Origin of the sequence: Enterococcus sp. AZ141 (assembly GCF_051714385.1) — a bacterium.
Classification (GTDB): domain Bacteria; phylum Bacillota; class Bacilli; order Lactobacillales; family Enterococcaceae; genus Enterococcus_D; species Enterococcus_D entomosocium.
The window spans coordinates 230,878-255,468 of sequence record NZ_JBIORT010000001.1 but is presented as its reverse complement, the minus strand read 5'-3'; the positions used below and the strand labels follow the sequence as shown (position 1 = coordinate 255,468).

Here is a 24,591-nt window from a genome sequence, read left to right as displayed (position 1 = left end):
GGAAGCAGGTTGAAAAGAAATGAATAAACTTAGAAACGATTTTTTATGGGGTGGCGCAGTCGCTGCTCATCAATTGGAAGGCGGCTATCGTTCGGGCGGAAAAGGCGTGAGTGTCGCTGATGTCATGACTGTAGGAGGCAACGGAATTCCTCGCCGAATCACGGAAGGTATCCAACCGGGCGAAAGTTATCCCAATCATGAAGCGATCGATTTTTATCATCGGTATCCTGAAGACATCAAGCTTTTTGCCGAATTAGGGTTGAAGTGCTTCCGAACATCGATTGCCTGGACCCGTATTTTTCCAAAAGGTGATGAACGCGAGCCAAATGAGGAAGGCTTGGCCTTTTATGATCAATTATTCGATGAGTGTTTACGCTATGGCATTGAGCCGGTTATTACCCTTTCTCACTTTGAAATGCCCTATCATTTAGTTACCGAATACGGAGGTTGGCGTAACCGTAAGTTGATCGATTTGTTTGTCCGCTTTGCAGAAGTTTGTTTTACGCGCTATCAAAAGAAAGTGAAGTATTGGATGACTTTCAATGAAATCAACAATCAAGCAAACTACAAAGAAGATTTTGCGCCGTTTACCAATTCCGGTCTGTTCTTTACCGAAGGAGAAGACCGAGAAAAAATCATGTACCAAGCAGCCCATTACGAACTCGTTGCCAGTGCGAAAGCGGTGGCGCTAGGGCATGCAATCAATCCTGCGTTTCAAATCGGATCGATGATCGCGATGTGTCCAATCTATCCGTATTCTTGCGATCCCAAAGACATGATGGCAGCCACGGTGGCCATGCAGCGCCGCTATTGGTTTTCAGATGTGCATGCCCGTGGACACTATCCGAGATATATGCGTAGCTATTTTGAGAGAAAACAATTTGATTTAGATATCACCCCTGAAGATGAAGCAATTTTGGCAAACGGCTGTGTTGACTATATCGGCTTTAGTTACTATATGTCTTTTGCGATCAAAGGTAAGGAAAATGATCCAACCTATGACTATGATGAGAGCCAAGATCTGGTGGATAATCCCTATGTTGATGCTTCCGAATGGGGCTGGCAGATTGATCCCGTGGGCTTACGCTACGCCATGAATTGGTTCAACGAACGCTACGAATTGCCGCTCTTCATTGTAGAAAATGGCTTTGGTGCCGTAGATACAGTGGAAGAGGATGGACAGATCCATGATGACTACCGTATTGATTACCTGAAAGCCCATATCGAAATGATGAAAGAAGCAATAGCTTATGATGGCGTCGACTTATTGGGTTATACACCGTGGGGCATCATTGACTTGGTTTCTGCTGGTACAGGGGAAATGAAGAAACGCTATGGTGTGATCTATGTGGACAAAGACAATGAAGGAAATGGGACCCTTGATCGTCGGAAGAAAGATTCATTTGCATGGTATCAGCAAGTGATTGCGTCCAATGGCATGAAGGTATAAAGAAAAAAACGTTACGCAAAATTTCTGCGTAGCGTTTTTTTCTTTAGGGCATTTGGATATAGCCGTAATGAAGCAACAACTGAATAATAATAACTAAAGTGTTCATTCCCACATGGGTAATCATGGAAGTCCAAATGCTGCCGGTCAAGGCATAAAGCCCAGAAAAGAACAGTCCTAAGAAAATATAGACTAAGAGATGATTGTCATTATGGGCAAAGGCAAAGGCTACAGCGCTGACCACTACACCGACCCAAACATTGCTGTATTTCCCAATGATGCCAACTAAGGCTCTGCGGAAGACAAATTCTTCCATAATTGGTCCACCAACCATTGCCGCGAGGGCGAACAGTGGGTTTTGCAGCACAATAGCAATGATATTTTCGGTATTTTGCGAAGCACTGACTTCACCGAAAAGCGATTCGATAAAAATGGCTAGATTTTGCAACAAGATCGCTGCAATAATACCTGTCAGTCCATAAATAAGAATCGATGAAATTTTTGATCTTTTGTGTTCAAACGATAACGGTTCCGTTTGTTTGAAATACAAGAAAAACATGATCGCAGCACCAACTAAATAACCAATCGTTGTTGCGGCCACTTGATGTCCGCTAGGGATGAAGGCGATCGGTAGAAAAAAGACGATGCCGTAAGTAAGAATCGTGGACAAAGAATATTTTGATAAAGACATAGTTGTTTCCTCACACTCCTTTGCTTCATTATAGACTAGGTTGCTTCTAGAAACAAAAAATCCTACTATTTTTATCAATCAAATAGAAATGCAAAAAAAATTTAGCAAAAGGCTTGCAAAAATTTGGGAAAATGAGTAATATTGAAACTGTAAGTTAGCACTCGATACAAGAGAGTGCTAATACTAAATTCTATAACATTCATTGGAGGGATTTATCGTGTTAAGACCATTAGGTGATCGTGTGATTATCGAAGTCGCAAAAGAAGAAGAAAAAACTGTAGGCGGAATCGTGCTTGCATCAGCAGCAAAAGAAAAACCACAAACGGGTACCGTTATTGCAGTCGGCGAAGGACGCACGCTCGAAAACGGTGAAAAAGCTCCTGTTGCTGTCAACGTTGGCGAACAAGTAATGTTTGAAAAATACGCTGGCACAGAAGTGAAATATGAAGGAACAGAATATTTGATCGTTGCTGCAAAAGATATCATTGCAGTAGTAGAATAAGAAAAATAAAAAATACTTGAGGTGATGAAATCATGGCAAAAGAAATCAAATTTGCAGAAGACGCACGCGCAGCAATGCTTCGTGGGGTAGATAAATTAGCAGATACAGTAAAAGTAACCTTAGGTCCTAAAGGTCGTAACGTGGTTTTAGAAAAATCTTACGGTTCACCATTGATTACAAATGACGGTGTAACGATCGCTAAAGAAATCGAATTAGAAGATCATTTTGAAAACATGGGCGCAAAACTTGTTTCTGAAGTCGCTTCAAAAACAAACGATATCGCTGGTGACGGAACAACGACTGCTACGTTATTGACACAAGCAATCGTTCGTGAAGGATTGAAAAATGTCACCGCTGGTGCGAACCCATTAGGTATTCGTCGTGGGATCGAAATGGCAACAAAAGTGGCTGTAGAAGAGCTACACAACATTTCATCAATCGTTGATTCAAAAGAAGCAATCGCACAAGTTGGTGCTGTTTCTTCTGGTAGTGAAAAAGTTGGTCAATACATCGCTGATGCAATGGAAAAAGTCGGCAATGACGGTGTTATCACTATTGAAGAATCAAAAGGGATCGAAACAGAATTAGATGTTGTGGAAGGAATGCAATTTGATCGTGGGTACTTATCACAATACATGGTAACTGACAACGATAAAATGGAAGCAGCGTTAGAAAATCCATACATCTTGATCACTGACAAAAAAATCTCTAACATCCAAGATATCTTGCCATTGTTAGAACAAATCTTACAACAATCAAAACCATTATTGATCATCGCTGATGACGTTGATGGCGAAGCATTACCAACACTTGTCTTGAACAAAATCCGTGGAACATTCAACGTTGTCGCAGTGAAAGCACCAGGATTTGGTGACCGTCGTAAAGCAATGCTAGAAGACATTGCGATCTTAACTGGTGGTACTGTGATCACTGAAGACTTAGGTCTTGAGTTGAAAGATGCAACCATCGATAACTTAGGTCAAGCAAGCAAAGTGGTTGTGGATAAAGACAACACAACGATCGTTGAAGGTGCTGGTGAAAAAGAAGCAATTGACGCACGCGTTCAATTGATCAAAAACCAAATCGCTGATACAACTTCTGACTTTGACCGTGAAAAACTACAAGAACGCTTAGCAAAACTTGCTGGTGGAGTTGCAGTGATCAAAGTTGGGGCACCAACTGAAACTGAATTGAAAGAGTTGAAATTACGTATTGAAGATGCATTGAACGCAACACGTGCCGCTGTTGAAGAAGGCATGGTCTCTGGTGGTGGAACTGCCTTAGTCAATGTCATCAACAAAGTTGCAGAAATCGAAACAGATGGCGATGCAGCAACAGGTGTCAAAATCGTTTTACGTGCATTAGAAGAACCCGTTCGTCAAATTGCTGAAAATGCAGGCTACGAAGGTTCAGTCATCATCGACAAATTGAAAAACGCTGACTTAGGTGTTGGTTTCAATGCAGCAACTGGCGAATGGGTAAACATGCTAGAAGCTGGGATCGTTGACCCAACAAAAGTGACGCGTTCTGCATTACAAAACGCAGCTTCTGTTGCCGCATTATTGTTAACAACTGAAGCAGTCGTTGCCGACAAACCAGAACCAGCAGCGCCAGCAGCTCCTGCAATGGACCCATCAATGGGTATGGGCGGCATGATGTAAGCAAGCCTTGAGAACTCCTCTTTTGAGGGGTTCTTTTTTTGTACGATCAAAAAATACTTTAACACAGTAAAAGACAAAAAACCTCTCTTCTTAGTATTCTAAGCACCAAAGAATTGGTTCATTGCTTGAATAAAAGGAGAAAGGACTGGTAGATATGATCTATCTATTTGTCTTGTAAAGACAGCGTGTTTTCTAAGGAACCGTGAATTACAACCGTTCCCAAAATCCCTGGGCAAACCCAGTAATAAATTCATAAAGAGCCGGCAGTATCACAGAAACACATAAGACGATAAAGACCATTTTCTGAACAGGTGTTAATTGTTTGAGGAAATGGTCTTTTGTGAACAGTAAATACACGATACAGATAACGGCAAGTAGTTGTAATAGATCAAATAAAATGGACAAGAAGATCACCTTTTCTAATTAGATTATATGGATGTTATAATGATGGATTGTCTTAGTATAGAACGAAGATTTGAATGATATTGTTCTGAGAAAAACGTGAAGATCAACGTTTATAAAGAAACGGTATTTCGACACCGAAGAATGCGAAGATACCGCTTAAAAGAAAGTAAGTCAATAAGCCTAAATAAAAAAGGACTTTCCAATTCAATTTCTTTTTCATTTGATCCACTCCTTTTGTGTATCATAGCATAAAAAAACGATAATATAAATAAATAATCTAAAGATGCAAATTTGCATTTTTCATCAAGTGTAAGCTCTCTCAAGCTACATTTTCGCTATCTTGAAAAACCTGAGCTAAAATAGAAAGAGGAACAAAATCATGGCTCACTTTGATTTTTTAAATGAACAACGAGTCGAAAGAAGGAGACATTTCTTTGAAAAAACCTTGGATAAAACGCAAAAAGAAACAAAACGAAAATGAATTATTAACGGAACAGTCCGTTCAAGTCGAGCAAAGTCAAACGAGAGAAGAGCTGCAAGAAGAAGCGGAGTTTACTTCTTTTTTTGCGGATGTCATGAAGCGAATGCCGAAAAAATCGGCTGCCCTTGTGATGAAAGGCTATGACGGATCAAAAGCCCAGGCGGAAAAAGTGTTAGCGAAAAGCAAGGATCAATTTGATCAGGTGTTTGAGGAGTTTTTGGTTGGCGTAGATGATGAAACGCGGAAAAAAGCCCACCGCACGATCCATGCGGCTTCTTTGACGGCGGCGATCATCGGCTGTTCACCGATTCCTTTTTCAGATGCAGTGTTACTCGTGCCGGTTCAGATGACGATGATGGCACGTTTGTATCGTATTTTTGGGCGGACATGGCGTGAAGGGCTAGCGAAGAGTATCTCGAAAGAGTTAGTGGTTGTGAGTTTCGGTCGAAGTGCCGTTGGTAATATCTTGAAATTTATCCCAGCAGTTGGTACCGTTGCCGGAGCTGCGATCAATGCCAGTGTGGCTAGCGGTATTACCGAAGCATTAGGCTGGGTGACCGTCAAGATGCTGAATGATGGGGAAGATGTGTTTGAGCAAGTGATGTCCTTTAAAGGCCAATTTCACACGCTGTTCAATGCGTTGAAAGTTGGCAAGAAATCCAAGTAGGTCAAAAAGAAGAACGAAGCAGGTCCATCAAAAGACGACTTGCTTTTGTTGCTTCTTTTTCTTCACAGCAAAAAAATACTTTGTAGGGAGTGAGTAAAATGAAACAACGAGTGACACGGGAAGAAGTCAAAGAACGGTTGGTCACCGATGCGTATTTTCAAAAAGGTCGTTCTGCTTTGAAGACCCGCCAAACGATTTTGACGATTCTTGCTTGGCTGATGGTCTTGGTTCCGTTTGTCTGGCTGGCCATACCGCTGACTTTACCGAATCTGGCGGATCGGATCGCCTTTCGGACATATCTGGAAGAAGCAGTGACTTTTGATTTTTTGGCGTTGTTCTTAGGAATTTCTTTTTTGGTCTTGGTTCTGACATTTACTTTGTTGACCTTGAGGAACAACCGGCGTTTCAAACGATTGTTGCAAAAGCAATCGATGCATGACGAAGTTGCTTTAGAAAAACGCAAAGAAGTATTAGAAGCTTTTTACGAAGAACGCTTCGGAACGAAAGAAGAGCGTCACGCTGCCAAGTACTATGCCGTTGCTCCTGAGCAAAACATTGGAGAAACGGAGATCCAAGAACTTTTCCGTAGAAATGGGGTGGGCTGATGGTTGTCAATTTTGATACTGGGTTCCCGTGGTTGGATACATTTTTAACGGTCGTTTTAATGATTCTGTTCACGTATCCCATTTTAGGTGGCTTTGCTTGGTTCATCGGGGTGATCTGCAATCGTTTTTTGTTCCGCTATCGTCAATTAGAGTGGATACCGATCCCCGAAGAGATCGAGCCGATGATCACCATTATGGTACCGGCTCACAATGAAGAAGTCGTAATTGAAGACACGATTCATTATTTAATGAACAATCTAAACTACAGCAATTATGAGGTGTTGGTGACGGATGATGGCTCAACGGATCAAACTCCTGTGATACTAGACCGATTGATGGAACAGTACCCGAATCTAAGGGTTTTGCGCATCGAAAAAAACCAAGGGAAAGCCCATGCCTTTAATATTGGTGTAGGGTTTGCTAAAGGGGAATTGATTTTGAGCAACGACGCAGATACGGTCCCTGAACCTGATGCATTGTGGAAATATGTCAATTATTTCATCCGTCAAGATTCCATCAATATCTCTGCCATTACGGCGAATATGGACGTTCAAAATCGCACAACCATCGTCGGAAAGTCACAAACCGTTGAATTTTCAAGTATCGTAGGAATTATCAAACGAACCCAGCAAGCCGTTTTCGGCGTCATCTATGCCTATAGCGGTGCCAACACAATGTATCGTAGAGCCGCATTGATGGATGTTGGTCTCTTTCGACAAAATCGTGCCACGGAAGATATCAGTATTGCCTGGGACCATCAATTCCATGGTTGGTTGTCATTATTTGCGTCACGAGTGATGTTTTTCATGGAGGTGCCAGAAACACTCAAGATGCTCTATCGGCAACGGAAACGTTGGGCGAAAGGCGGAACGGAAGTGTGGTTGACCAATTTTAAAAAAGTTTTCTTACACCCTTTTGAAAATATCGGACGAACCGCCATGTTTGTGGATCAGTCCTTAAGTATTATCTGGTCATTCTTTTTCTGGTTGTCTTCGGCTTTGTTTGTTTTTTATCTGATTTATTATGGGGCAACTGGGAATTACGAGCGGATCTACCATATGTTTACGATGGCCTTTCTCTTCGTTTGTTTTGAGATGATTGCAGGGGTCATGCAGCTATTTACCAGCCTTTTGGCGGATGACAACCGCAGCAAGCTGAAGTATTTCCGCTTTGCCCCTTTTTACATGCTGTTTTACTGGATGATTAATGCCATAACGATCGTCACTACCTTTATTCCAGCCGTCAAAACCATCCTTGGCTACGGTAGCGGCGTTTGGGTCAGTCCCGAGCGAACGGCGAAAAAAAACGAAGAATCTTAACGAGTTCACCTTTCCTAGACAATAAAAACAAGTCTGAGTTTTCTTCAGACTTGTTTTTTTGCCATTAAGGTTCAGAAAGATAGTAAATCTCACGATTTTGGTAAGGATAACGAGTTTGCGAAAATTCGAAGGGCCGCCCGTCGGAGAGACGAGCAACTTGTTCTAATTCTAAGATCGGATCATTGGGATCAACTTCTAAATATTTGATATCATAGGAATCCGCTTTGTCGGCACGGATTTTACGTATGGCGGGGCCTATTTTGAGGTGTAAGGAATCAGTGATATATCGATAGATCGAGTGTTCAAGGATCGCCATATCAATATCGGGAATGGTTTTGATGGGCATGATCGTGTACTCCAATTCAAAGGGTTCGTTATCAACATAGCGCAGTCGTACGATATCATAAACAGGTTCGTTTTCTCGCAAGGACAAGTAATCCATTTCGTTGGCTTCTGGGAAACGAACATTGAAACTAATGATTTTACTTTGCACTTTATGCCGCCCGCCATATCGGTTGACTAGACCGATATACTCATTGATCTGTCCTTGGTAGCTCGCTGAATTGACATAGGTGCCATGACCTCTTTTGGTGGAAATCAGGCCTTCTTGCTTCAGTTGATTTAGCGCTTTTTGGATCGTCATTCGCGAGGTTTGAAATCGTTTGGCTAACGCCGTTTGTTCCGGTAGTTTTGATAAAGCTGGAAAAACACCTTCATAAATATTCGTCCGCAACTGATCAACAATCTCTTTGTATTTTGTCATAGTCATCACTCCTTATGTAAAGAAATTCATGGACTTGAGTTTTGTTTGAAGGGGATAAAAACAAGGTATATCATTAAAGAATCAACTGCAATTCAAATGTACAGAAAAAGCTTTACATGTGTGTTTGAAAAATTTACATGCCGATTTCACCTAATTATAATAGGTTTTGTAAGCGAATACAAATGATGGAGGAATCACTATGACAACATTTTATTGGGGGAACAGTGTCAGCAGTATGCAGACAGAAGGTGGTTGGAATGAAGGTGGTAAAAGCTTATCCGTTTATGATATACGGGAAGCTTCGGAACAGGCTAGCGATTGGCATGTAGCAAATGATAACTATCATGCGTATACAGAAGATTTTGATTATATGCAAGATTTGGGGATGAACATGTATCGTTTTCAAATTTCTTGGTCAAGGGTCGTTCACGATGGAGATGGTGCCTTTAATGAAGAAGGGATCGCCTATTACGATCGTTTTATTGATGATCTGTTAGCTAGAGGAATCGAACCTATGATTTGTTTGTACCATTTTGATATGCCCCTGCATCTAGCGAAAACCTATAACGGGTTCATCAGTAAAGAAGTGAAGGACGCATTCATTCGCTTTGGAAAAGAAATGGTGGATCGTTTTGCGGATAAAGTCCATTATTGGTTAACCTTTAACGAACAAAATCTTTTCCACCAAGACCATGGTTTTAAGATCAGCGGCTATTTAGAAGGGGAAGAAACAACAGAAGAATTGTATCAAATTTTCCACAATGTCATGGTTTGCCATGCAGAGATCTGTAACTATCTTCATGAAACAACAAATGCGAAGATTGGCGGCATGCTGGCGTATTCTGAAGCGTATCCAGCGACTTGTCGTCCACAAGACATCAAAGCAGCAAGAGAGTTTGATGAATTTGCGAATTTTACTTTATTAGATTGCTATGCGCACGGCAAGTATTCGGCAGCACAAGACCGATACGTGAAAAATCATCAACTCAATATGAATATTTTACCTGGGGAATTAGAAGCGATCGCAGCGCAGAAAAATGATTACATTGCCTTTAGCTATTATGCTTCTTCTACCTTGAACGCTGAAAAAATCCCTGAAGGAACGCCGCCAAATCGGTACATGACTTTTGGAAAACAAGACAATCCGTATATTGAAACGACGGAATGGAATTGGCAAATTGATCCGCTCGGCTTCCGTGATGTCTTAAATAAAGTCTATCAGCGGTACCGGTTGCCAGTGTTTCCGATTGAAAACGGAATTGGTGTCAGAGAGCATTGGAATGGCAACGAACCGATTCAAGATGATTACCGGATTGCCTACCATCAAGAGCATATTCGAGCGATGTTTGCAGCGATGGTGGAAGATGGAGTGGTCTGTCTTGGTTATCTTGGCTGGGGACTGATCGACATTTTGAGCTCTCAAGGTGATATGGAGAAACGATACGGACTTGTGTATGTCAATCGTGGCAATCATGAGTTGCGAGATATGAAACGTGTGCCGAAAAAATCGTATGAATGGTTCAAAGAAGTGATCAAAACGAATGGTAGTACGATCTATACAAACCCATATGCAGAATAGGAGGAACAGAAAATGGCAGCAGAAAAGCGCACGTTTTTAGATAAATTTACAGAGTTTTCGGTCCGTCTCGGCAATCAGGTTCATCTTAAAAGTCTTCGTGATGCGTTTGCGACCTTAATGCCTGCCTTTATTATCGCAGGGATCGCTGTGTTGTTTAATAATGTCTTCTTTCCGTGGTTCTTAGAAGGGGCTGCCTTGGCGCGAATGCAAGTGTTTGGCAATTCCATCACCAATGGAACATTGAATATCGCCGGTTTGCTGATTGCTCCGATGATCGCCTACTTCCTTTGTCGCAACAAAAATAATCCAAGCGCTATCAATGCAACTTTTGTGGCAACGACTTGCTTAGTGGTCATGTTGGCGATGGCTCATGCCGTGATGCCAGAAGGCGCCCAAGCAGAAGTGACCATCAGTGGTGTGATGCTGTTTGATGATGTCGGGACCAAAGGGATGTTTTCTGGAATCATTTGTGGGTTAGTTGCCACGGAATTATTTATTCGACTGTCAGAAAACAAGCACTTAAAAATCAATTTAGGGGATCAAGTTCCTCCTGCCGTCAGCAAATCCTTCAGCACGTTGATCCCTGCTATTTTAGTGATTTCTTTCTTTGCCTTAGTTGCGACCGTGCTAGCAGCCTTTGATACCGATCTGATTCAAATCATTTCCACAGTGATCCAAGAACCACTGCGTTTATTGAACACATCGATTTTTGGGTTCTTGATCATCTATTCAACGGGCAACTTTCTGTTTACTTTAGGCATTCACCAAACCGTCATCAATGGCACCTTATTAGATCCATTGCTGTTAGTCAATATGAATGAAAACATGCAAGCCGTGCAGGACGGTGCTGCGCCGCCCAATATCTTAAATTCAGCATTCGTGACGGTTTTCGCACAACTAGGCGGGACTGGATTTACGATCAGTTTGATCATTGCAGTGCTCTTATTCGTCCGCAATTACCAACCTTTTCGGGATGTCGTCAATCTATCCTTAGCTCCGGGTATTTTTAATATCAACGAGCCAATCATCTTTGGTTTACCGATCGTCTTCAATTTACCAATGATCATTCCCTTCGTTGCAAGTCCAATTGTTGCGACGTTGATTGGCTACTTTGCTACCGCAGTAGGATTCATTGAGCCACTTTCAGTCATGGTTCCTTGGACGACACCGCCAATTCTTAGTGCATTATTGGCATCAAAAGGGGATTTCAAAGTTGTTTTGGTTCAGGTGATCATCATCGTCGTCTGTGTAGCAATCTATTTTCCATTTCTAAAAATCGCTCAACGGGTTGCAATCAAATCTGCTGAATTGGAGCGGGCAGAATAAAAAAAGGGAATCCTATATTATAGTGACCTACAAAAGTTAGATCAAAATTCTAACGTTTTGGGGTCACTATTTTTTGAGGTGATTTTTTTACTAAGTTTCTATTTTGAATTTTAATTAAATGGTATACTATCCCAAAAGGAGCGACTATGAAACTATCAGAAATGCAAAAAGCGATTTATCAAAACAAGATTGATCACCAATTCAATGTCACCAATATTGAAAAAGAGTTTTTGGCTTTATATGGTGAAATAGGGGAGGCCTTTGATGCCTATCGGAAGCAACAAGAGGTAGGAGAAGAATTGGCGGATGTGGCGATTTATCTTCTTGGGTTAGCAGAAATCCTTTCCATTGATCTTGAAGCAGAGATTCATAAAAAAATGGCCGTCAACCAAAAGCGCCGTTATATCAGTTATGGCAATGGCTATGCAAAACGAATCGATGATTGATACACGCACAAAAATTAGTGGATTCTTCGAGTATAGGCTCGACCGAAATAGAAAGGGAAGCAGGAGATAGGATGGAAAAGAACGTAAGCATGCGTGAATTAACAACGGCAGATTTAGCAGAAGTCGTGGACCACTATATTGCTGTATTTTCAGCAGAACCATGGAATGACCAATTGACAGTGCCGCAAATCACCGACTATGTATCATCAATGATGGCAATGAATACTTTTATTGGTTATCGACTAACAAACCGAGCATCGAATGAATTGATTGGTCTTTCATTGGGCTTTATCAAGCCCTGGTATCAAGGAAAAGAGTATGTGGTCGACACCTTTTTAATTACAGGCACGCACCAAGGAAAGGGCTTGGGTTCCACTTTCTTAGAAATGATCAAAGAGGATCTGCTCAAGAAAGAGATTCCAACGATCCTGTTAGATACCGAAGAAAGTATGCCCGCAGCGGATTTTTACAAAAAGAATGGCTTTAAACCGTTACCAGATAATGTGAGCTATTATTTATCTCTAGATTAATTCAAGCATGTCAATAACTAAAAAGTCTGCAAAAAAATCGCAGGCTTTTTAGTTATGCACAGTTTCAACAGGTTTATCCACAATATATTGTAGGAACGTGTTTTCGCCTACTAAATATTGTGTTTAAGACCCGTTGGAATAAGAAACTGTCGCTTCTTTTGAGGAAGAGTTTCCCTTTATTGCATTGATGGTAGTCATTCGGTGATTTTCAAGGTGAATTGACAATGGTTGAGATAGAAAGTATCATAGCCTGCTTTTTTTTCGATTACAATAAAGACGAGACTCGCCACCCTTCGGCGAAGCCTCGTCTTTTTACAGATCAACAAAAAAAGAAAACGCAGGATTCTACGCTTTCTTTTTCTGTTCTTCTTTTTTCTTGTCTGTGGTCGGTACGGAATCTAGGGCTTTTTTGAAAATCTCTTCTTTTTTCGTTTTGTAGTTATGTTGTCGTTCAGCATAAACTTTTTCTTTCGTCTTTGTTTTCATACTCGGTCACCTCTTCCTTTTTTTTAGTATAGCATAATTTCACAAACTTATGCAAATTCTTGGTTTTCTCCTTGGTATTATAAACTTTCGTATGAAATACATTGTGAAAATATTTCTTTCGGTAGAAGTGAGGGACTTCTCTATCAAAAAATTCGTATCCAGTTGGAAGCGATGTAACAGGATTTCATCATAGCGTCGATCACACTGGTAAAAGAAGCATTCTTTTTGAAAAAACTTTTTTCACAGAATCCCGTGTGTAAAAAAGGAATGATAAATGGGTGATTTTAGTATCGATTTTTGAAAAAGGGGATCAGGAAAGAAATGTTATTCAAATAACAGTCTTGATTTTCAAAAAGTGGGTTTGTTTGTAAAAAAAATCCTGTTTTTATTCGCGAATTAAAATAACGTTGAATGAAATAGCATTTTTTTGTTGTTTATAGAAATCTTTGTAAATATAGTGCCAACGGTCAGCGTCAAAGAGAAAGTGATTAAAAAGAATAACGCAGGAAAATAAATGACACGTTTTATTAAACGCAAATTAAAAAAATACAAAACGAAAACAATATCAAAAAATATTAATTTTTGTTAAAATGGGGTACAGGGGGTGTTTTATTGGAATCTCGGAAAATCAAACGGAAGCGTTTAGTGAAACAAAAACGGTCCCTTTTCGTACAAAAAGGATTGGGTATCACAGCAGCGTTAGCATCAACATCAGGTGTCTTTACGTCTCTTGCTCATGCGACCGAAACGACGAACGCTTCGTCATCAACCAACACAACTGCTACTCTTGCCAGATCGTCAGCTGAAACGGCGATCAATCGACAATTTAAAACAACAGCTTCACTGAATGTTCGTTCAAATGCTTCAACAAGTGCCTCTATCGTAAGTGGTGTAGGAGCAAATACAACAATCACTGCGGTGGCTCAAAAGAACGGTACCTCAGTGAATGGCAATACAATATGGTATAAGCTATCAACAGGCGGCTGGATCTCAGGGGCTTATGTGAAGAGCACCTCAGGCTCTTCTTCTGCCAATACAGGCTCGTCCAATTCGTCGTCTTCTTCATCGGAAAAAGCAATTTCGAAATCAGTGAAAACGACTACTGCATTGAACGTCCGTTCAAATGCAACGACAAGTTCTAGTGTCGTACGCGGTTTGAGCAGTAATGCGACAGTACAGGTCGTTGCACAAAAGAGTGGGACATCGGTGAATGGCACGACCACTTGGTACAAATTGTCCACAGGCGGTTGGATCACGGCAGCCTATGTCAAAGATGTTTCCAGTAGCTCCACAGGCAATAGTTCTTCTGGCGGCAATACAAGTGTTTCTGCAGAAACGGCTATCAGCAAGAACGTGAAAACAACAGCGGCATTAAATGTTCGTTCGAGTGCGTCAACAAGCGGCAGTGTCGTTGGCAGCCTAAGCAACAGCACGACGGTGAAGGTCGTTGCCCAGAAAAATGGCACATCCGTTGGCGGCACCAATGTTTGGTACAAAGTATCGACTGGTGGCTGGATCACAGCGGCATATGTGCGTGACGTCACGTCTAGTTCTGGAAATACAAGTAATAACAATAATTCAAACACAGGTTCAAACAATACTGGTTCATCAAACGGCTCAAGCAATGCGAGTGAGCAAGCCATCAATAAGACGTTCCAAACAACCACTGGGATGAATGTGCGCTCAAATGCATCGACTTCTGCAAGTGTGGTCAGCAGTTTGGGCAGTAATGCGACCTTCAAAGCAGTGGCTCAAAAACAAGGCACGTCAGTCAATGGCAATACCACTTGGTATAAGTTATCAACTGGTGGCTGGGTATCTGCAGCATATGTCAAAGAAGTCAGTGCGACGACTCCTGGCAACAATAACAACGCAGGCAATACTAATGTTCCGATGAGCGTGAACGGAGCAGCGATCGTTGCAGAAGCTAGAAAACATATCGGCACTCCTTATCAATGGGGAGGCAAAGGACCAGATGTCTTCGACTGTTCTGGGTTTACACGCTACGTCTTCTTAAAAGTGACGGGCAAAAACATCGGTGATTGGACAGTCCCACAAGAAAGCGCAGGGACGATCATTCCTGTCTCGCAAGCACAAGCTGGCGACTTGCTGTTCTGGGGTCAAAAAGGGAATACCTACCATGTAGCGATCGCTACAAGTAATACAAGCTATATCCATGCGCCAAGCACGGGTTATACAGTCACCGAAGCACAATCAGGCTTTTCGACTGCTAGCTTCGCTCTACGCGTGAAATAAATATTTTATTGAAAAGGCAAAGGGTTTGTCCTTTGTTAGAAACGCCCCTAAGAAAGCTGCAATCAGTTTTCTTAGGGGCGCTTTTTGTGCTGGGCGCAGATCTTCTAAAAGGTGGGACTTTGCCCTTGTTTTTTTGACAAAAAGGCCGATTTGTCAAAATCACTTGATTTTACTAGTACAAATTTTTGTCAAAAAAAATAGTTACTGATACCATAAAAACGTACCAATATTAGGAGGGATCTACATGAGATATACGAACGGAAATTACGAAGCTTTTGCAAGAAGCAGAAAACCGAAAGATGTCGAAAAGAAAGAAGCCTATATTGTTGGTGGGGGATTAGCAGGACTTGCTGCGGCAGTCTTCTTGATCCGTGACGGCCATATGGCTGGTGAGAAAATCCACGTCCTTGAAGAACTTTCTTTATCAGGCGGTTCATTAGACGGAAAATTCATTCCCCATGATGGATTTGTGACCCGCGGCGGTCGAGAAATGGAAAATCATTTTGAGTGTCTGTGGGATCTATTTCGCTCGATTCCGTCTTTGGAGGTGGAAGATGCTTCAGTGTTAGATGAGTTTTACTGGTTGGATCACGATGATCCAAATTCGTCTAACTGTCGGATCATCCACAATCGCGGCCAACGAGCAGCAGATGATGGAGAATTTACCTTGTCTGCTACAGCACAAAAAGAATTGACTCAATTATTTATGACTTCAGAAGATCAATTGATCGGGAAAAAAATCGAAGATGTTTTTGGCGAAGAATTCTTTGAATCCAATTTTTGGCTATACTGGTGTACGATGTTCGCCTTTGAAAAATGGCATTCGGCGATTGAAATGCGTCGCTATGTGTTGCGTTTTGTGCATCATATCGATGGCTTGCCTGATTTTACCGCGTTAAAATTTACCCGTTACAACCAATATGAGTCATTGGTCAAACCACTACTTGCTTATTTGGAAGAACAAGGAGTCGACTTCCAATATGAATGCACAGTCAGCAATATCGATGTTCGGATCGTGGGCGAGGAAAAAGTTGCTCAAAAACTTGTGCTAGAAAAAGCGGGGGCAATCGAAGAAATTCCTTTGTCAGAAGATGACTTGGTCTTTGTTACCAACGGATCGATCACTGAAAGTTCCACGCAAGGGGACCATTATACTCCAGCGCCTATCTCAAAAGCACCTGGTGGTAGCTGGCGTTTATGGAAAAACTTGGCGGCGCAATCGCCTGAGTTTGGTCATCCAGAAGTCTTTTATGAAAACTTACCTGAAGAAAGCTGGTTTGTTTCGGCAACTGTCACTTGGCAAAATTTTGATGTTGAACCTTATTTAGAAAAATTGACCCATCGCAAGTTACGAACAGGCAGAATCGTCACTGGCGGGATCATCACCATCAAAGATTCCAATTGGATGATGAGCTTTGCGACCCATCGCCAACCGCACTTTAAAGAACAAAAAGACCAACAAACGATCACATGGGTGTATGGATTGTTGTCAAATACGCCAGGAAACTACATCAAAAAACCAATTGAACAATGTTCGGGACAAGAAATCGTGCAAGAACTGCTTTACCATTTAGGCGTGCCGGAAGCAGAAATCCAACGCATTTCAAAAGAATCAAGTGTGGCAGTTCCGGTTTACATGCCGTTTATCACTTCCTACTTCATGCTGCGTGAGCCAGGGGATCGGCCATTGGTTATTCCAAATGGCTCCAAAAACTTAGCTTTTATCGGTAATTTCGCAGAGACTGAAAGAGACACTGTTTTTACAACAGAGTATTCCGTTCGGACTGCAATGGAGGCTGTTTATCAGCTATTAGATGTGGAACGCGGGGTACCAGAAGTGTTTGCTTCCGCTTATGATCTGCGTACCTTGGCCAAAGCTGTCTATTATCTGACCGATAAGAAAAAAATCACGGAAATGGAGCTACCATTTATCGAACGGAAACTATTGGAAGGATTCGTTAAGAAAACCGAACATACCTACATTGGCGATCTGTTGAAAGAAAACCATTTGATTTAATTAAAACACAACGACGGCGAGGCGAAAGAAACTGCTCGTGGTCGTTGCGTTTTTTCATTTACTTTTTAGTGTTGTTTAGACGAATCCTTATTCCTCAGATAAAATCCGTACTTGGATCTCTGTCAAATAAGCTTGCTCGTTGCTAAGGGTCGTTTCATGGATCGATCGTTCATAGAAGTAGTCATCGATTTGCCATTGGTGCGCTGCAATCAGCTGCTTGAGTTTTTGATAGAACTGCTTCAATCCTTCGTCATCCCCCTGATAAATGGTGGTTAAATAGCAACCTGCTGGTTTCACGAAGGAAGCTCGTTGTGGTTCTTCTTGCCGCACATAAACGTAGTCGATGTCCTGCGTATTGTCTTTGTTCGTCCGAATCATAAAACCGTATTCGTTATTCGAGAAAAGATAAGGCTGTGCCATCAAAAGGTCGTAGGCTTGGGTGATCATCTCTGGGATGCTGCTGCCGTTTAATCTAGGACTAAGGGAGAAATACTCCTCTGGCTGTTCCTTCAAGGTGAAGGGGGAAGTTTTTTCTGCAGCCAGACGCAAGTCCGCTGCTTTTCGTTCGATGATTTTTTGGATGTTGGACAACTGCTGAATTTTTTCATCGATGGTTTGCCGCTTGGCTTCCAATAAGTTTCTCATGGTCTCGGCATCCCCCTGCAACGCTGTTTGAATCTCTTTTAAGGGCATCGATAATTCTTTCAATGACAGGATCAATCCGAGATCCAAAAGTTGATCAAGGGAATAATACCGGTACCCGTTCTCGTCTTTGCTGTTTGGTTGAAATAGCCCAATCTCGTCATAATAGTGGAGTGTCCGAGGATTGATTCGCGCTAAGCGTGCCATTTCCGATACTTTTAATTTGGTTTTCATGGCGCTCCTCCTTGACTTTACAGTTACTGTAAACTTTATACTAAAGATAGTCAACTACTGGGAGGAAGATAGAATGAATAAACAAGTAACATATCGACCATTTAAACGAGAAGATCTGCCTGCGCTTGTGCAAGTAATTATTGATAGCTGGAACTACGACAAGCAATTTGACCAGAAGACCGCCAAACACTTTGCTCATGTCTTTTTGTGTTATGAACTTGCCCGTGCTACCTATTCACGTGTGGCTCTTTTAAATGGTGAAGCTGTCGGTATCTTATTAGCAGACAGTAAAAGAGGGAAGAAGCTTCATCCAATGCGCTATTGGGGGAAAACGATGTGGCATGCTGGCTGCTTAGTGCTTTCTAATCAAGGGAGAAACACGCTGCTGCATTATGCCAAAGAGGTGGCTGAGTTAAATCAAGCGATGTTGAAAGACTTACAAATTCCTTTTCAGACCGAAGTTGGTTTGTTTGCCGTTAGTCCCAAAACACAAGGATTGGGTGTAGGCAAGCAACTCTTTACTTCCTTCTTAGCGATGGTCCAGCATGATAAAACAGCTCCGTTTTTCCTTTATACCGATACCACTTGTAATTACGGTTTTTATGAGCATATGGGCTTGAAGCGGGCAGCTGCTGTGAAACGCTGGATCAAAAAGCCGATCAAGAAGGAAATCGAGTTTTATATCTATACTTCCTAAGAGTGCAGCGATGCACTCTTTTTTTCATTGGCTAGTATGGTAAACTGGAAGCAAAGAAGGACAAGAAAGCTGTTTTCGTTTTATGGAAACGGCGCTTGTTTTGGTCGAAAGCGATGGATCAATTCGCTTTCGTAAAAAGGATGGGAATGGGAAAGGATGGTTTATTTGGAAAAAAAGCAGATTGGGTTTATTTTAAGTGATATCGATGGGACGATCTTGGATCATAAACATCAAATCGATCCGGTTTTGATTGAAGAAATCAAACGGTTGAAGCAGCAAGCGATTCCTTTTGTTTTGGCTTCCGCTCGCTCCCCGAAAGGAATGCTACCGATAGCTGAAGAATTAGAGATAGAAGACTGGCCCTTGGCTTGCTACAACGGTGCCCTGATTGGACGGTACGATCATACGGGTACGCTTGTACCAATATTTAGTCATGAGGTCAAAAAAGCAGAAGCAAAGACTTTGGTTGCTCGCATCAAAGCTGATTTTCCTGCCGTTTCCATCAATGTCTACTCTGGTGATCAGTGGTATTGCGAAAGAGTGGATCAGTGGGCACAGGCAGAAGCGGCGATTACCAAAGAGACCCCTTTGGAAACTTCATTGGAACAACTGTTGGCACAAGAAGCTTTTGAGGTACATAAGTTTCTTTTGATCGGCACAACGGCAGAAATCCAAGCGCTTCATGCTGCCTGCCAGAACGCTGACTTTTTAGAAAGCGCCTTTTATTTATCCAAAGAGAATTATTTGGAAGTCACTCATCAAGCTGTGGGAAAAGATAAGGCGCTAAATGAATTAGCGGCCTATTTCCAAGTGCCGCTGGCGCAAACCTTAGCGATCGGCGATAATTTTAATGACCTGCCAATGATTGCTTCAGCCGGTATCGGTGTTGCGATGGAGAATGCGCCCGATTTGGTCAAAGCAAAAGCTGATTTTGTGACGGCTAGCAATACAGACCATGGGGTTGCTGATGCATTGCGGCGATTTGTCACAGAATAAATAAAAAAACTAGGTTTTTTGAACAAATTGATTGACTTTCATTTCTACTCTCCTTAAACTTTTAGCTATACCTAAAAAGGTAAGTGTTTGTTGGAAAGAAGGAGAAAAATGAATAAGAAGATCGAGAAGACATTGACCAAATTTGCCGAGCCGTTGGGGCTCTCAGTTGATACTTCCACCGGGGTGATTTATGGAACGTATCATAGTTATAAACTTTTTTTAGTTCAAGAGAATAACAATAGTTATTCTCTTGTGGCTCATTTTTCCCTTAGCAAAGAGGGGGAACTTCCGAACCAAGAAGAAGTCAAAGAAGTTTTAAGTGAGTCAAAAGAGATCACCGACTGTGTGATCCAAGGATATCAAGTTGCCTATACATTACGCGGAGCGATGACTGCAGGGAAAACTGTGGACAAGATCCGTACTGCGTTGGACCAATTGACGAATTTCTTGAAGACGAAAGCTTACCAAAATGCTTGTACCTTCTGCGGAACGATCACTGAGCCGGTTTCGCTGTATGCTATTAGCGGCACTCCCGTCATTGCGTGTGAAGCTTGCTTTAAGAAACAACAAGAAGCGGTCCTTGCACAAGAACGGGAAAAAGGGCAGAAAAAAGAAAATTGGCTAGCTGGAACAGTGGGCGCGTTTCTTGGTTCACTGATTGGTGCCGGCGCAATTATTTTATTAGGACAACTGGGATATGTAGCTGCATTGTCTGGAATCGCAATGGCGATCTGTGCCATCAAAGGGTATGAATTATTAGGTGGAAAACTCAGTACAAAAGGTATTATTAGTAGTATCATCGTCATGATCATTATGGTCTATGTCGGGAATCGTATCGACTGGTCGATCAGTGTAGCGAATTATTACACAGACGTTGATGTCTTCTACGCTTTCCGTATTTTACCTGATTTGATTCGTGAAGGGTATTTGGAAGCGAGTCAATATTACGGGAACTTAGGTCTGGTCTATCTCTTTACGGCGATTGGGGCTATTCCAACTATTATCGCTGCGGTACGAGAGGGGAAAGTGACGCGTCAAAGCTATAAAATGGAGTAATCTACTTTTCTATCCAAAGATAAAAAAACGCAAAGCGCGATCTCTTTCGCTTTGTGTTTTTTGTTTTTGTGTCATAAATAATAACATGCAGTGTTAACATAAAAAATAAATAATAATAAAATGAGAAAAATAGCTTGCTTTTATAATTAATATTTATTAAAATCTTATTTACATTCAGAGTTTTGTAATAATTCTGAAAATTTTGGATTTTCATAAGGGGTAGGTAAGATGAAGAAAAAATGGGGATATGGTGTCATCGCTGTTTGTGGAATCGTATTAGCAGGTTGCTCAACAGGAGGGACATCAAGTACAGGTGAAAGTTCAAGTGGTAGTGGGACAGCAGCTGCCGAACAAATTTTTAATGTTGTGGTTCAACAAGAAATGCCTAGTGCTGATCTATCCTTAGCCACCGATACGATCAGTTTCAGTGCTTTAAATAATGTGTATGAAGGGTTGTACCGCTTAGATGCTGATAGTAAGCCCGAACCAGCAGGTGCCGCCGAATTAGCGGAAGTCAGTGAAGATGGTCTGACCTATAAATTGAAATTACGTGAAGATGCCAAATGGTCAAATGGAGAACCAGTAACAGCAGCGGATTATGTCTTTGGCTGGCAACGCACCGTAAGTGCGGAAACAGGTTCTGAATATGCGTACTTATTTGCGCCCGTAACCAATGCCGAAGCGATAACAGCAGGTGAAAAAGATGCCTCAGAATTGGGGATCAAAGCAGTCAGCGACTATGAATTAGAAATCACGCTGACGACACCTACGCCATACTTCCAATACTTATTGGCATTTCCATCCTTCTTCCCACAAAGCCAAGCAGTCGTAGAAGACAACGGCGATCAATATGCTTCAACAAGCGACAATGCCGTTTACAATGGACCGTTTGTGTTAGCTGGCTTTGATGGTCCAGGAACCGATACAGAATGGTCATATGAAAAGAACGACCAATATTGGGATAAAGATACGGTGAAACTTGATACGATCAATGTCAGTGTCGTAAAAGAATCATCGACCTCTTTGAATCTATTCCAGGATGGGCAAGCGGACGACGTCATCTTAACAGGAGAATTGGCGCAGCAAATGGCCAATGATGAAGCGTTTGTGTCAGAACCATTAGCCCGTACTTCCTATATCGAGTTGAATCAGCGAGAAGAAGATTCGCCATTTCGCAATGAGGATCTGCGTAAAGCAATCTCTTATGCCATCGATCGTGATGCATTAGTGACATCGATTTTAGGTGATGGTTCATTGGCTTCCACAGGATTGATACCAAAAGGAATGACCTTTAACCCAACTGATAATACTGATTTTGTCGATGAAGCGGAAAGTGTCATTGAATACGATCAAGAAAAAGCCAAAGAACATTGGGAAAAAGCCAAAGAGGCTTTGGGAATCGATTCTTTAAGTTTTGAAATTTTGGCCTCTGACACAGACTCAACCAAAAAAGCCATTGAATATATTCAAAGTGCGATTCAAGATACGCTTGATGGGGTGAAAGTTAGCCTAAGTCCAGTACCTTTCTCCGTTCGCCTTGATCGTTCAAACTCAGGTGATTTTGATGTCGTTATGGGTGGCTGGGGTGCTGACTATGCGGATGCCAGCAGTTTTACAGATCTATTTGTAACCGATAATTCATACAACCGAGGTCGTTGGACAAGCGATGAGTACGATGCAGCAGTGAAATCATCTGCCACGACAAATGCTGGCAATCCAGATGCCCGCTGGCAAGATTTGTTGGATGCAGAGAAAATCATCATGGATCAACAAGGGGTTATCCCTGTGTACCAAAACGTTGAAGCTCATTTACGTGCACCAAAAGTAAAAGGGGTCGTTTCTCACGGTGCCGGTGCGCAATACGATTACAAGTGGGCAGTTATTGAAGAATAAGCGCCTAAAGAAGAAGCTGGTTTTGCGTAAGCAAGCCAGTTTTTTTTCTTGTGCTTTGTTCTTACTTACACAATGTTAGTAATGAGAGCGGATGCAATTGTTTATAAAAAAACAAAAAAAAGTTGACAAGGATCAATGATCAACTTGTCAACCTCGTTTTTTCTTCATCTATTTCACAGAAATCCAGTGAAAGATTATTCGCTAACTGTTACGTCGCCTGTTACAGAAGCGCCATCTTCGTCAAGTGTTGCTGAATCTTGGAATTCTTTTGAAGTGAATGTTACGTTACCTTCAACTTTTGCACCGTTCAATACAAAGCCGTTTGCATTCACTTCAACGTCACCTTTGATTACACCGTGAACGATGTTGAAGTTTTCTGAGTTAACGATCAATTTAGGAACAGTTACTGTGTACTCAGCTGTTACGTTGCGGTCTTCATCTTGTGAGTACAATGCAAATTTACGGTAGATATCAGCTGAGTCATCGCCTTTATCATGGAATTCGCCATCAACGGTTACATCGTTATCAAATGTCATGTCAGCAGTTACAGCAACGATCCAGTTACCATCTGCACCCAATGCTTTTTCAATGACTGAAGTTTGGTCACTGATAGAAGCAGTTGAAACAACATCATCTGATGATTCAGTTGATGCAGCAGTTGAAGCTGCTGTTGATGATGAGCTTGCAGCTGTGTCGTTATCTGAACTACATGCAGCTAAAAGAGTGCCTCCCATAAGCAATGATGCAGCGATTAAAGTGATTTTAGTTTTTTTCATGTTTCCTTCTCCTTTGTATTCCCATAGTTTTCTTAAAAACAAAATGATTATACCATACCGAAGTGAAGTTTGTGAAACAAAAAACATAAATGAGGAGAAATTTAATAAATATCAGCCTAGGATTAAAAAAATTTCAAAGAAACTAGGAATAAATGCGTGACGCTTACGAATGAATGAGACATCTCATTCACAAAGAACCCTCCATTATGGAGGAAATGCACTTCTTCTATAATGGAGGGTCATTACTACATTCGCTTTCGATCAGTCAACTGCTTGAACTTCGATACGATCAAATCCATGATGAACTGATACATAAAGGCATGGGTTTGGAAATGGGTTTGATGAGGGAAGATGATGGCTTCTTGGACAAAGGGAAGTTCCGAAATCTGTGGGTTGGCGGTGATCACAATGACTTTGGCTTTGGTTCGATCAAAGAAATCTTTTCGAGGCGTTCCATTTCGAATTTGTTGCTTGGTCAGGTAGTCACCGGAATTGGTAAAAATAATAAAAAGCGATTCTTCATCGGCAGATTTGATGATTTCTTCTTGTACGAGATCGTCTTGGAAGGTCCGAATGAACTTGCCGTTGTAAGCTAGTTTGATCTGGAAATCAATAGCAGCCGATTCTGAGAATAATATTCCAAAAGCAAAGACATTTTTATGCGAAACAATTGCTTGTGCGACCCGTTCGATGGCTGGCAGATCAAGATGATGCCGCAGATAATCGATGTCTTGTATCACTGCGTCAAAATAGGAGTCTACGCCTTCTTGCTCCAAAGCAGACAAAATATTCGAGCGATAATTTAGCGGATTGTTGAAGCGGTTCTCGATGAAAGCTGCGTTGTCTTTTAAATCACCATAGTCATCAAAGCCTAAGGTACGGGCGAATTTTGAAACGGTTGACTTTGACACATGGCAAAGAGCGGCGAATTCACCAATACTTAGAGTTTGGATCTGATCGTAATAGTTGATCATGGTCAAACCGATATAGTAGTTGGTGGAATCAGTGGGTGCATTATTTAAAAGATTCAATAAACGAATGATTAAGAGGCCCATTTTCTTTCCTTTCTTGTAAGCAGTTTCCAAATTGCGAACTTTCGCAGGTGAGAGAAAAAAA

Annotated in this window: 23 protein-coding genes; 16 read left to right on the top strand and 7 right to left on the bottom strand. The window is 41.6% G+C overall.

Annotated elements, in window-relative coordinates; all coding sequences use genetic code 11:
• The first annotated feature begins 19 nt into the window (after positions 1 to 19).
• Positions 20 to 1,450, top strand: coding sequence for a 6-phospho-beta-glucosidase (locus IGI89_RS01280; RefSeq protein WP_438735169.1), 1,431 nt, complete (start codon positions 20 to 22; stop codon positions 1,448 to 1,450).
• A gap of 43 nt (positions 1,451 to 1,493) precedes the next feature.
• Here the strand turns inward: IGI89_RS01280 and IGI89_RS01275 are convergent, their stop codons facing one another.
• Complete coding sequence (locus IGI89_RS01275) at positions 1,494 to 2,138, bottom strand: CPBP family intramembrane glutamic endopeptidase (protein WP_008377239.1); 645 nt, start codon at positions 2,136 to 2,138, stop codon at positions 1,494 to 1,496.
• 217 nt (positions 2,139 to 2,355) lie between these two features.
• Here IGI89_RS01275 and groES point away from each other — a divergent pair, with 217 nt between their 5' ends.
• Both groES and groL read left to right on the top strand, forming a co-directional pair.
• On the top strand, positions 2,356 to 2,640 hold the full coding sequence (gene groES / locus IGI89_RS01270; protein WP_005225291.1) for a co-chaperone GroES: 285 nt from the start codon (positions 2,356 to 2,358) through the stop codon (positions 2,638 to 2,640).
• Between the two features lie 32 nt (positions 2,641 to 2,672).
• On the top strand, positions 2,673 to 4,301 hold the full coding sequence (gene groL / locus IGI89_RS01265; RefSeq protein WP_005237384.1) for a chaperonin GroEL: 1,629 nt from the start codon (positions 2,673 to 2,675) through the stop codon (positions 4,299 to 4,301).
• 207 nt (positions 4,302 to 4,508) lie between these two features.
• Here groL and IGI89_RS01260 read toward each other — a convergent pair whose 3' ends face one another.
• Complete coding sequence (locus IGI89_RS01260; RefSeq protein ID WP_438735167.1) at positions 4,509 to 4,715, bottom strand: hypothetical protein; 207 nt, start codon at positions 4,713 to 4,715, stop codon at positions 4,509 to 4,511.
• Positions 4,716 to 5,107: 392 nt separating this feature from the next.
• Between IGI89_RS01260 and IGI89_RS01255 the strand changes: the two genes are divergently transcribed.
• From IGI89_RS01255 to IGI89_RS01245, 3 genes are all read left to right on the top strand, one after another.
• Entirely contained in the window at positions 5,108 to 5,854 is a 747-nt protein-coding gene (locus tag IGI89_RS01255) for a YcjF family protein (protein WP_194188517.1), read from the top strand.
• Positions 5,855 to 5,952: 98 nt separating this feature from the next.
• Positions 5,953 to 6,459 (top strand): hypothetical protein, encoded by a 507-nt coding sequence (locus tag IGI89_RS01250; RefSeq protein ID WP_086332101.1) that lies wholly within the window; start codon positions 5,953 to 5,955, stop codon positions 6,457 to 6,459.
• Positions 6,459 to 7,778, top strand: coding sequence for a glycosyltransferase family 2 protein (locus IGI89_RS01245; RefSeq protein ID WP_005237369.1), 1,320 nt, complete (start codon positions 6,459 to 6,461; stop codon positions 7,776 to 7,778). Before IGI89_RS01250 ends, IGI89_RS01245 begins: the two co-directional genes overlap by 1 nt.
• Before the next feature lie 64 nt (positions 7,779 to 7,842).
• On the opposite strand, the gene IGI89_RS01240 is transcribed toward IGI89_RS01245, so the two are convergent.
• Entirely contained in the window at positions 7,843 to 8,541 is a 699-nt protein-coding gene (locus IGI89_RS01240; protein WP_194188518.1) for a GntR family transcriptional regulator, read from the bottom strand.
• 199 nt (positions 8,542 to 8,740) lie between these two features.
• Here IGI89_RS01240 and IGI89_RS01235 point away from each other — a divergent pair, with 199 nt between their 5' ends.
• From IGI89_RS01235 to IGI89_RS01220, 4 genes are all read left to right on the top strand, one after another.
• Positions 8,741 to 10,120, top strand: coding sequence for a glycoside hydrolase family 1 protein (locus tag IGI89_RS01235; protein WP_005237367.1), 1,380 nt, complete (start codon positions 8,741 to 8,743; stop codon positions 10,118 to 10,120).
• Between the two features lie 12 nt (positions 10,121 to 10,132).
• Complete coding sequence (locus IGI89_RS01230; RefSeq protein WP_005237366.1) at positions 10,133 to 11,446, top strand: PTS sugar transporter subunit IIC; 1,314 nt, start codon at positions 10,133 to 10,135, stop codon at positions 11,444 to 11,446.
• Between the two features lie 146 nt (positions 11,447 to 11,592).
• On the top strand, positions 11,593 to 11,892 hold the full coding sequence (locus IGI89_RS01225; protein ID WP_005237365.1) for a MazG-like family protein: 300 nt from the start codon (positions 11,593 to 11,595) through the stop codon (positions 11,890 to 11,892).
• Positions 11,893 to 11,963: 71 nt separating this feature from the next.
• On the top strand, positions 11,964 to 12,422 hold the full coding sequence (locus tag IGI89_RS01220; protein WP_008377253.1) for a GNAT family N-acetyltransferase: 459 nt from the start codon (positions 11,964 to 11,966) through the stop codon (positions 12,420 to 12,422).
• A 345-nt stretch (positions 12,423 to 12,767) separates the two neighbouring features.
• Here the strand turns inward: IGI89_RS01220 and IGI89_RS01215 are convergent, their stop codons facing one another.
• The gene (locus IGI89_RS01215; RefSeq protein WP_005237363.1) at positions 12,768 to 12,908 is read right to left on the bottom strand and encodes a hypothetical protein; all 141 of its coding nucleotides are present in this window, start codon (positions 12,906 to 12,908) and stop codon (positions 12,768 to 12,770) included.
• A gap of 612 nt (positions 12,909 to 13,520) precedes the next feature.
• Here IGI89_RS01215 and IGI89_RS01210 point away from each other — a divergent pair.
• Both IGI89_RS01210 and IGI89_RS01205 read left to right on the top strand, forming a co-directional pair.
• Positions 13,521 to 15,164, top strand: a complete 1,644-nt coding sequence (locus IGI89_RS01210) for an SH3 domain-containing protein (protein WP_008377254.1) — start codon at positions 13,521 to 13,523, stop codon at positions 15,162 to 15,164.
• Positions 15,165 to 15,408: 244 nt separating this feature from the next.
• Positions 15,409 to 17,181, top strand: coding sequence for an oleate hydratase (locus tag IGI89_RS01205; RefSeq protein ID WP_008377255.1), 1,773 nt, complete (start codon positions 15,409 to 15,411; stop codon positions 17,179 to 17,181).
• A gap of 87 nt (positions 17,182 to 17,268) precedes the next feature.
• Here the strand turns inward: IGI89_RS01205 and IGI89_RS01200 are convergent, their stop codons facing one another.
• Positions 17,269 to 18,057, bottom strand: a complete 789-nt coding sequence (locus IGI89_RS01200) for a MerR family transcriptional regulator (protein ID WP_005237356.1) — start codon at positions 18,055 to 18,057, stop codon at positions 17,269 to 17,271.
• Positions 18,058 to 18,130: 73 nt separating this feature from the next.
• Between IGI89_RS01200 and IGI89_RS01195 the strand changes: the two genes are divergently transcribed.
• The 4 genes from IGI89_RS01195 to IGI89_RS01180 all read left to right on the top strand — a co-directional run bounded on the left by IGI89_RS01195 (position 18,131) and on the right by IGI89_RS01180 (position 22,699).
• Complete coding sequence (locus tag IGI89_RS01195; protein WP_034878738.1) at positions 18,131 to 18,754, top strand: GNAT family N-acetyltransferase; 624 nt, start codon at positions 18,131 to 18,133, stop codon at positions 18,752 to 18,754.
• Between the two features lie 156 nt (positions 18,755 to 18,910).
• Positions 18,911 to 19,750, top strand: a complete 840-nt coding sequence (locus tag IGI89_RS01190) for a Cof-type HAD-IIB family hydrolase (RefSeq protein WP_005237353.1) — start codon at positions 18,911 to 18,913, stop codon at positions 19,748 to 19,750.
• Between the two features lie 108 nt (positions 19,751 to 19,858).
• Positions 19,859 to 20,806, top strand: coding sequence for a hypothetical protein (locus tag IGI89_RS01185; RefSeq protein WP_005237351.1), 948 nt, complete (start codon positions 19,859 to 19,861; stop codon positions 20,804 to 20,806).
• Positions 20,807 to 21,034: 228 nt separating this feature from the next.
• Positions 21,035 to 22,699 carry a peptide ABC transporter substrate-binding protein gene (locus tag IGI89_RS01180; protein WP_005237349.1) on the top strand — a complete coding sequence of 555 codons (1,665 nt, stop codon included), beginning with the start codon at positions 21,035 to 21,037 and terminating at the stop codon, positions 22,697 to 22,699.
• A gap of 194 nt (positions 22,700 to 22,893) precedes the next feature.
• Here the strand turns inward: IGI89_RS01180 and IGI89_RS01175 are convergent, their stop codons facing one another.
• Entirely contained in the window at positions 22,894 to 23,475 is a 582-nt protein-coding gene (locus tag IGI89_RS01175; protein ID WP_005237347.1) for a polymer-forming cytoskeletal protein, read from the bottom strand.
• Positions 23,476 to 23,720: 245 nt separating this feature from the next.
• A complete protein-coding gene (locus IGI89_RS01170; RefSeq protein WP_008377267.1) occupies positions 23,721 to 24,530 on the bottom strand; it encodes a MurR/RpiR family transcriptional regulator in 810 nt (269 codons plus the stop codon).
• Positions 24,531 to 24,591 lie beyond the last annotated feature (61 nt).

Excerpts from the sequence above, each read along its gene's own strand:
- IGI89_RS01240 (WP_194188518.1), bottom strand. The coding sequence starts at position 8,541 with ATGACAAAATACAAAGAGATTGTTGATCAGTTGCGGACGAATATTTAT.
- IGI89_RS01255 (WP_194188517.1), top strand. The coding sequence starts at position 5,108 with ATGAACAACGAGTCGAAAGAAGGAGACATTTCTTTGAAAAAACCTTGG.
- IGI89_RS01250 (WP_086332101.1), top strand. The coding sequence starts at position 5,953 with ATGAAACAACGAGTGACACGGGAAGAAGTCAAAGAACGGTTGGTCACC.
- IGI89_RS01185 (WP_005237351.1), top strand. The coding sequence starts at position 19,859 with ATGAATAAGAAGATCGAGAAGACATTGACCAAATTTGCCGAGCCGTTG.
- IGI89_RS01200 (WP_005237356.1), bottom strand. The coding sequence starts at position 18,057 with ATGAAAACCAAATTAAAAGTATCGGAAATGGCACGCTTAGCGCGAATC.
- IGI89_RS01215 (WP_005237363.1), bottom strand. The coding sequence starts at position 12,908 with ATGAAAACAAAGACGAAAGAAAAAGTTTATGCTGAACGACAACATAAC.
- IGI89_RS01280 (WP_438735169.1), top strand. The coding sequence starts at position 20 with ATGAATAAACTTAGAAACGATTTTTTATGGGGTGGCGCAGTCGCTGCT.
- IGI89_RS01170 (WP_008377267.1), bottom strand. The coding sequence starts at position 24,530 with ATGGGCCTCTTAATCATTCGTTTATTGAATCTTTTAAATAATGCACCC.
- IGI89_RS01180 (WP_005237349.1), top strand. The coding sequence starts at position 21,035 with ATGAAGAAAAAATGGGGATATGGTGTCATCGCTGTTTGTGGAATCGTA.
- IGI89_RS01275 (WP_008377239.1), bottom strand. The coding sequence starts at position 2,138 with ATGTCTTTATCAAAATATTCTTTGTCCACGATTCTTACTTACGGCATC.
- IGI89_RS01205 (WP_008377255.1), top strand. The coding sequence starts at position 15,409 with ATGAGATATACGAACGGAAATTACGAAGCTTTTGCAAGAAGCAGAAAA.
- IGI89_RS01195 (WP_034878738.1), top strand. The coding sequence starts at position 18,131 with ATGAATAAACAAGTAACATATCGACCATTTAAACGAGAAGATCTGCCT.
- IGI89_RS01230 (WP_005237366.1), top strand. The coding sequence starts at position 10,133 with ATGGCAGCAGAAAAGCGCACGTTTTTAGATAAATTTACAGAGTTTTCG.
- IGI89_RS01235 (WP_005237367.1), top strand. The coding sequence starts at position 8,741 with ATGACAACATTTTATTGGGGGAACAGTGTCAGCAGTATGCAGACAGAA.
- IGI89_RS01220 (WP_008377253.1), top strand. The coding sequence starts at position 11,964 with ATGGAAAAGAACGTAAGCATGCGTGAATTAACAACGGCAGATTTAGCA.
- IGI89_RS01175 (WP_005237347.1), bottom strand. The coding sequence starts at position 23,475 with ATGAAAAAAACTAAAATCACTTTAATCGCTGCATCATTGCTTATGGGA.
- groL (WP_005237384.1), top strand. The coding sequence starts at position 2,673 with ATGGCAAAAGAAATCAAATTTGCAGAAGACGCACGCGCAGCAATGCTT.
- IGI89_RS01245 (WP_005237369.1), top strand. The coding sequence starts at position 6,459 with ATGGTTGTCAATTTTGATACTGGGTTCCCGTGGTTGGATACATTTTTA.
- IGI89_RS01190 (WP_005237353.1), top strand. The coding sequence starts at position 18,911 with ATGGTTTATTTGGAAAAAAAGCAGATTGGGTTTATTTTAAGTGATATC.
- IGI89_RS01225 (WP_005237365.1), top strand. The coding sequence starts at position 11,593 with ATGAAACTATCAGAAATGCAAAAAGCGATTTATCAAAACAAGATTGAT.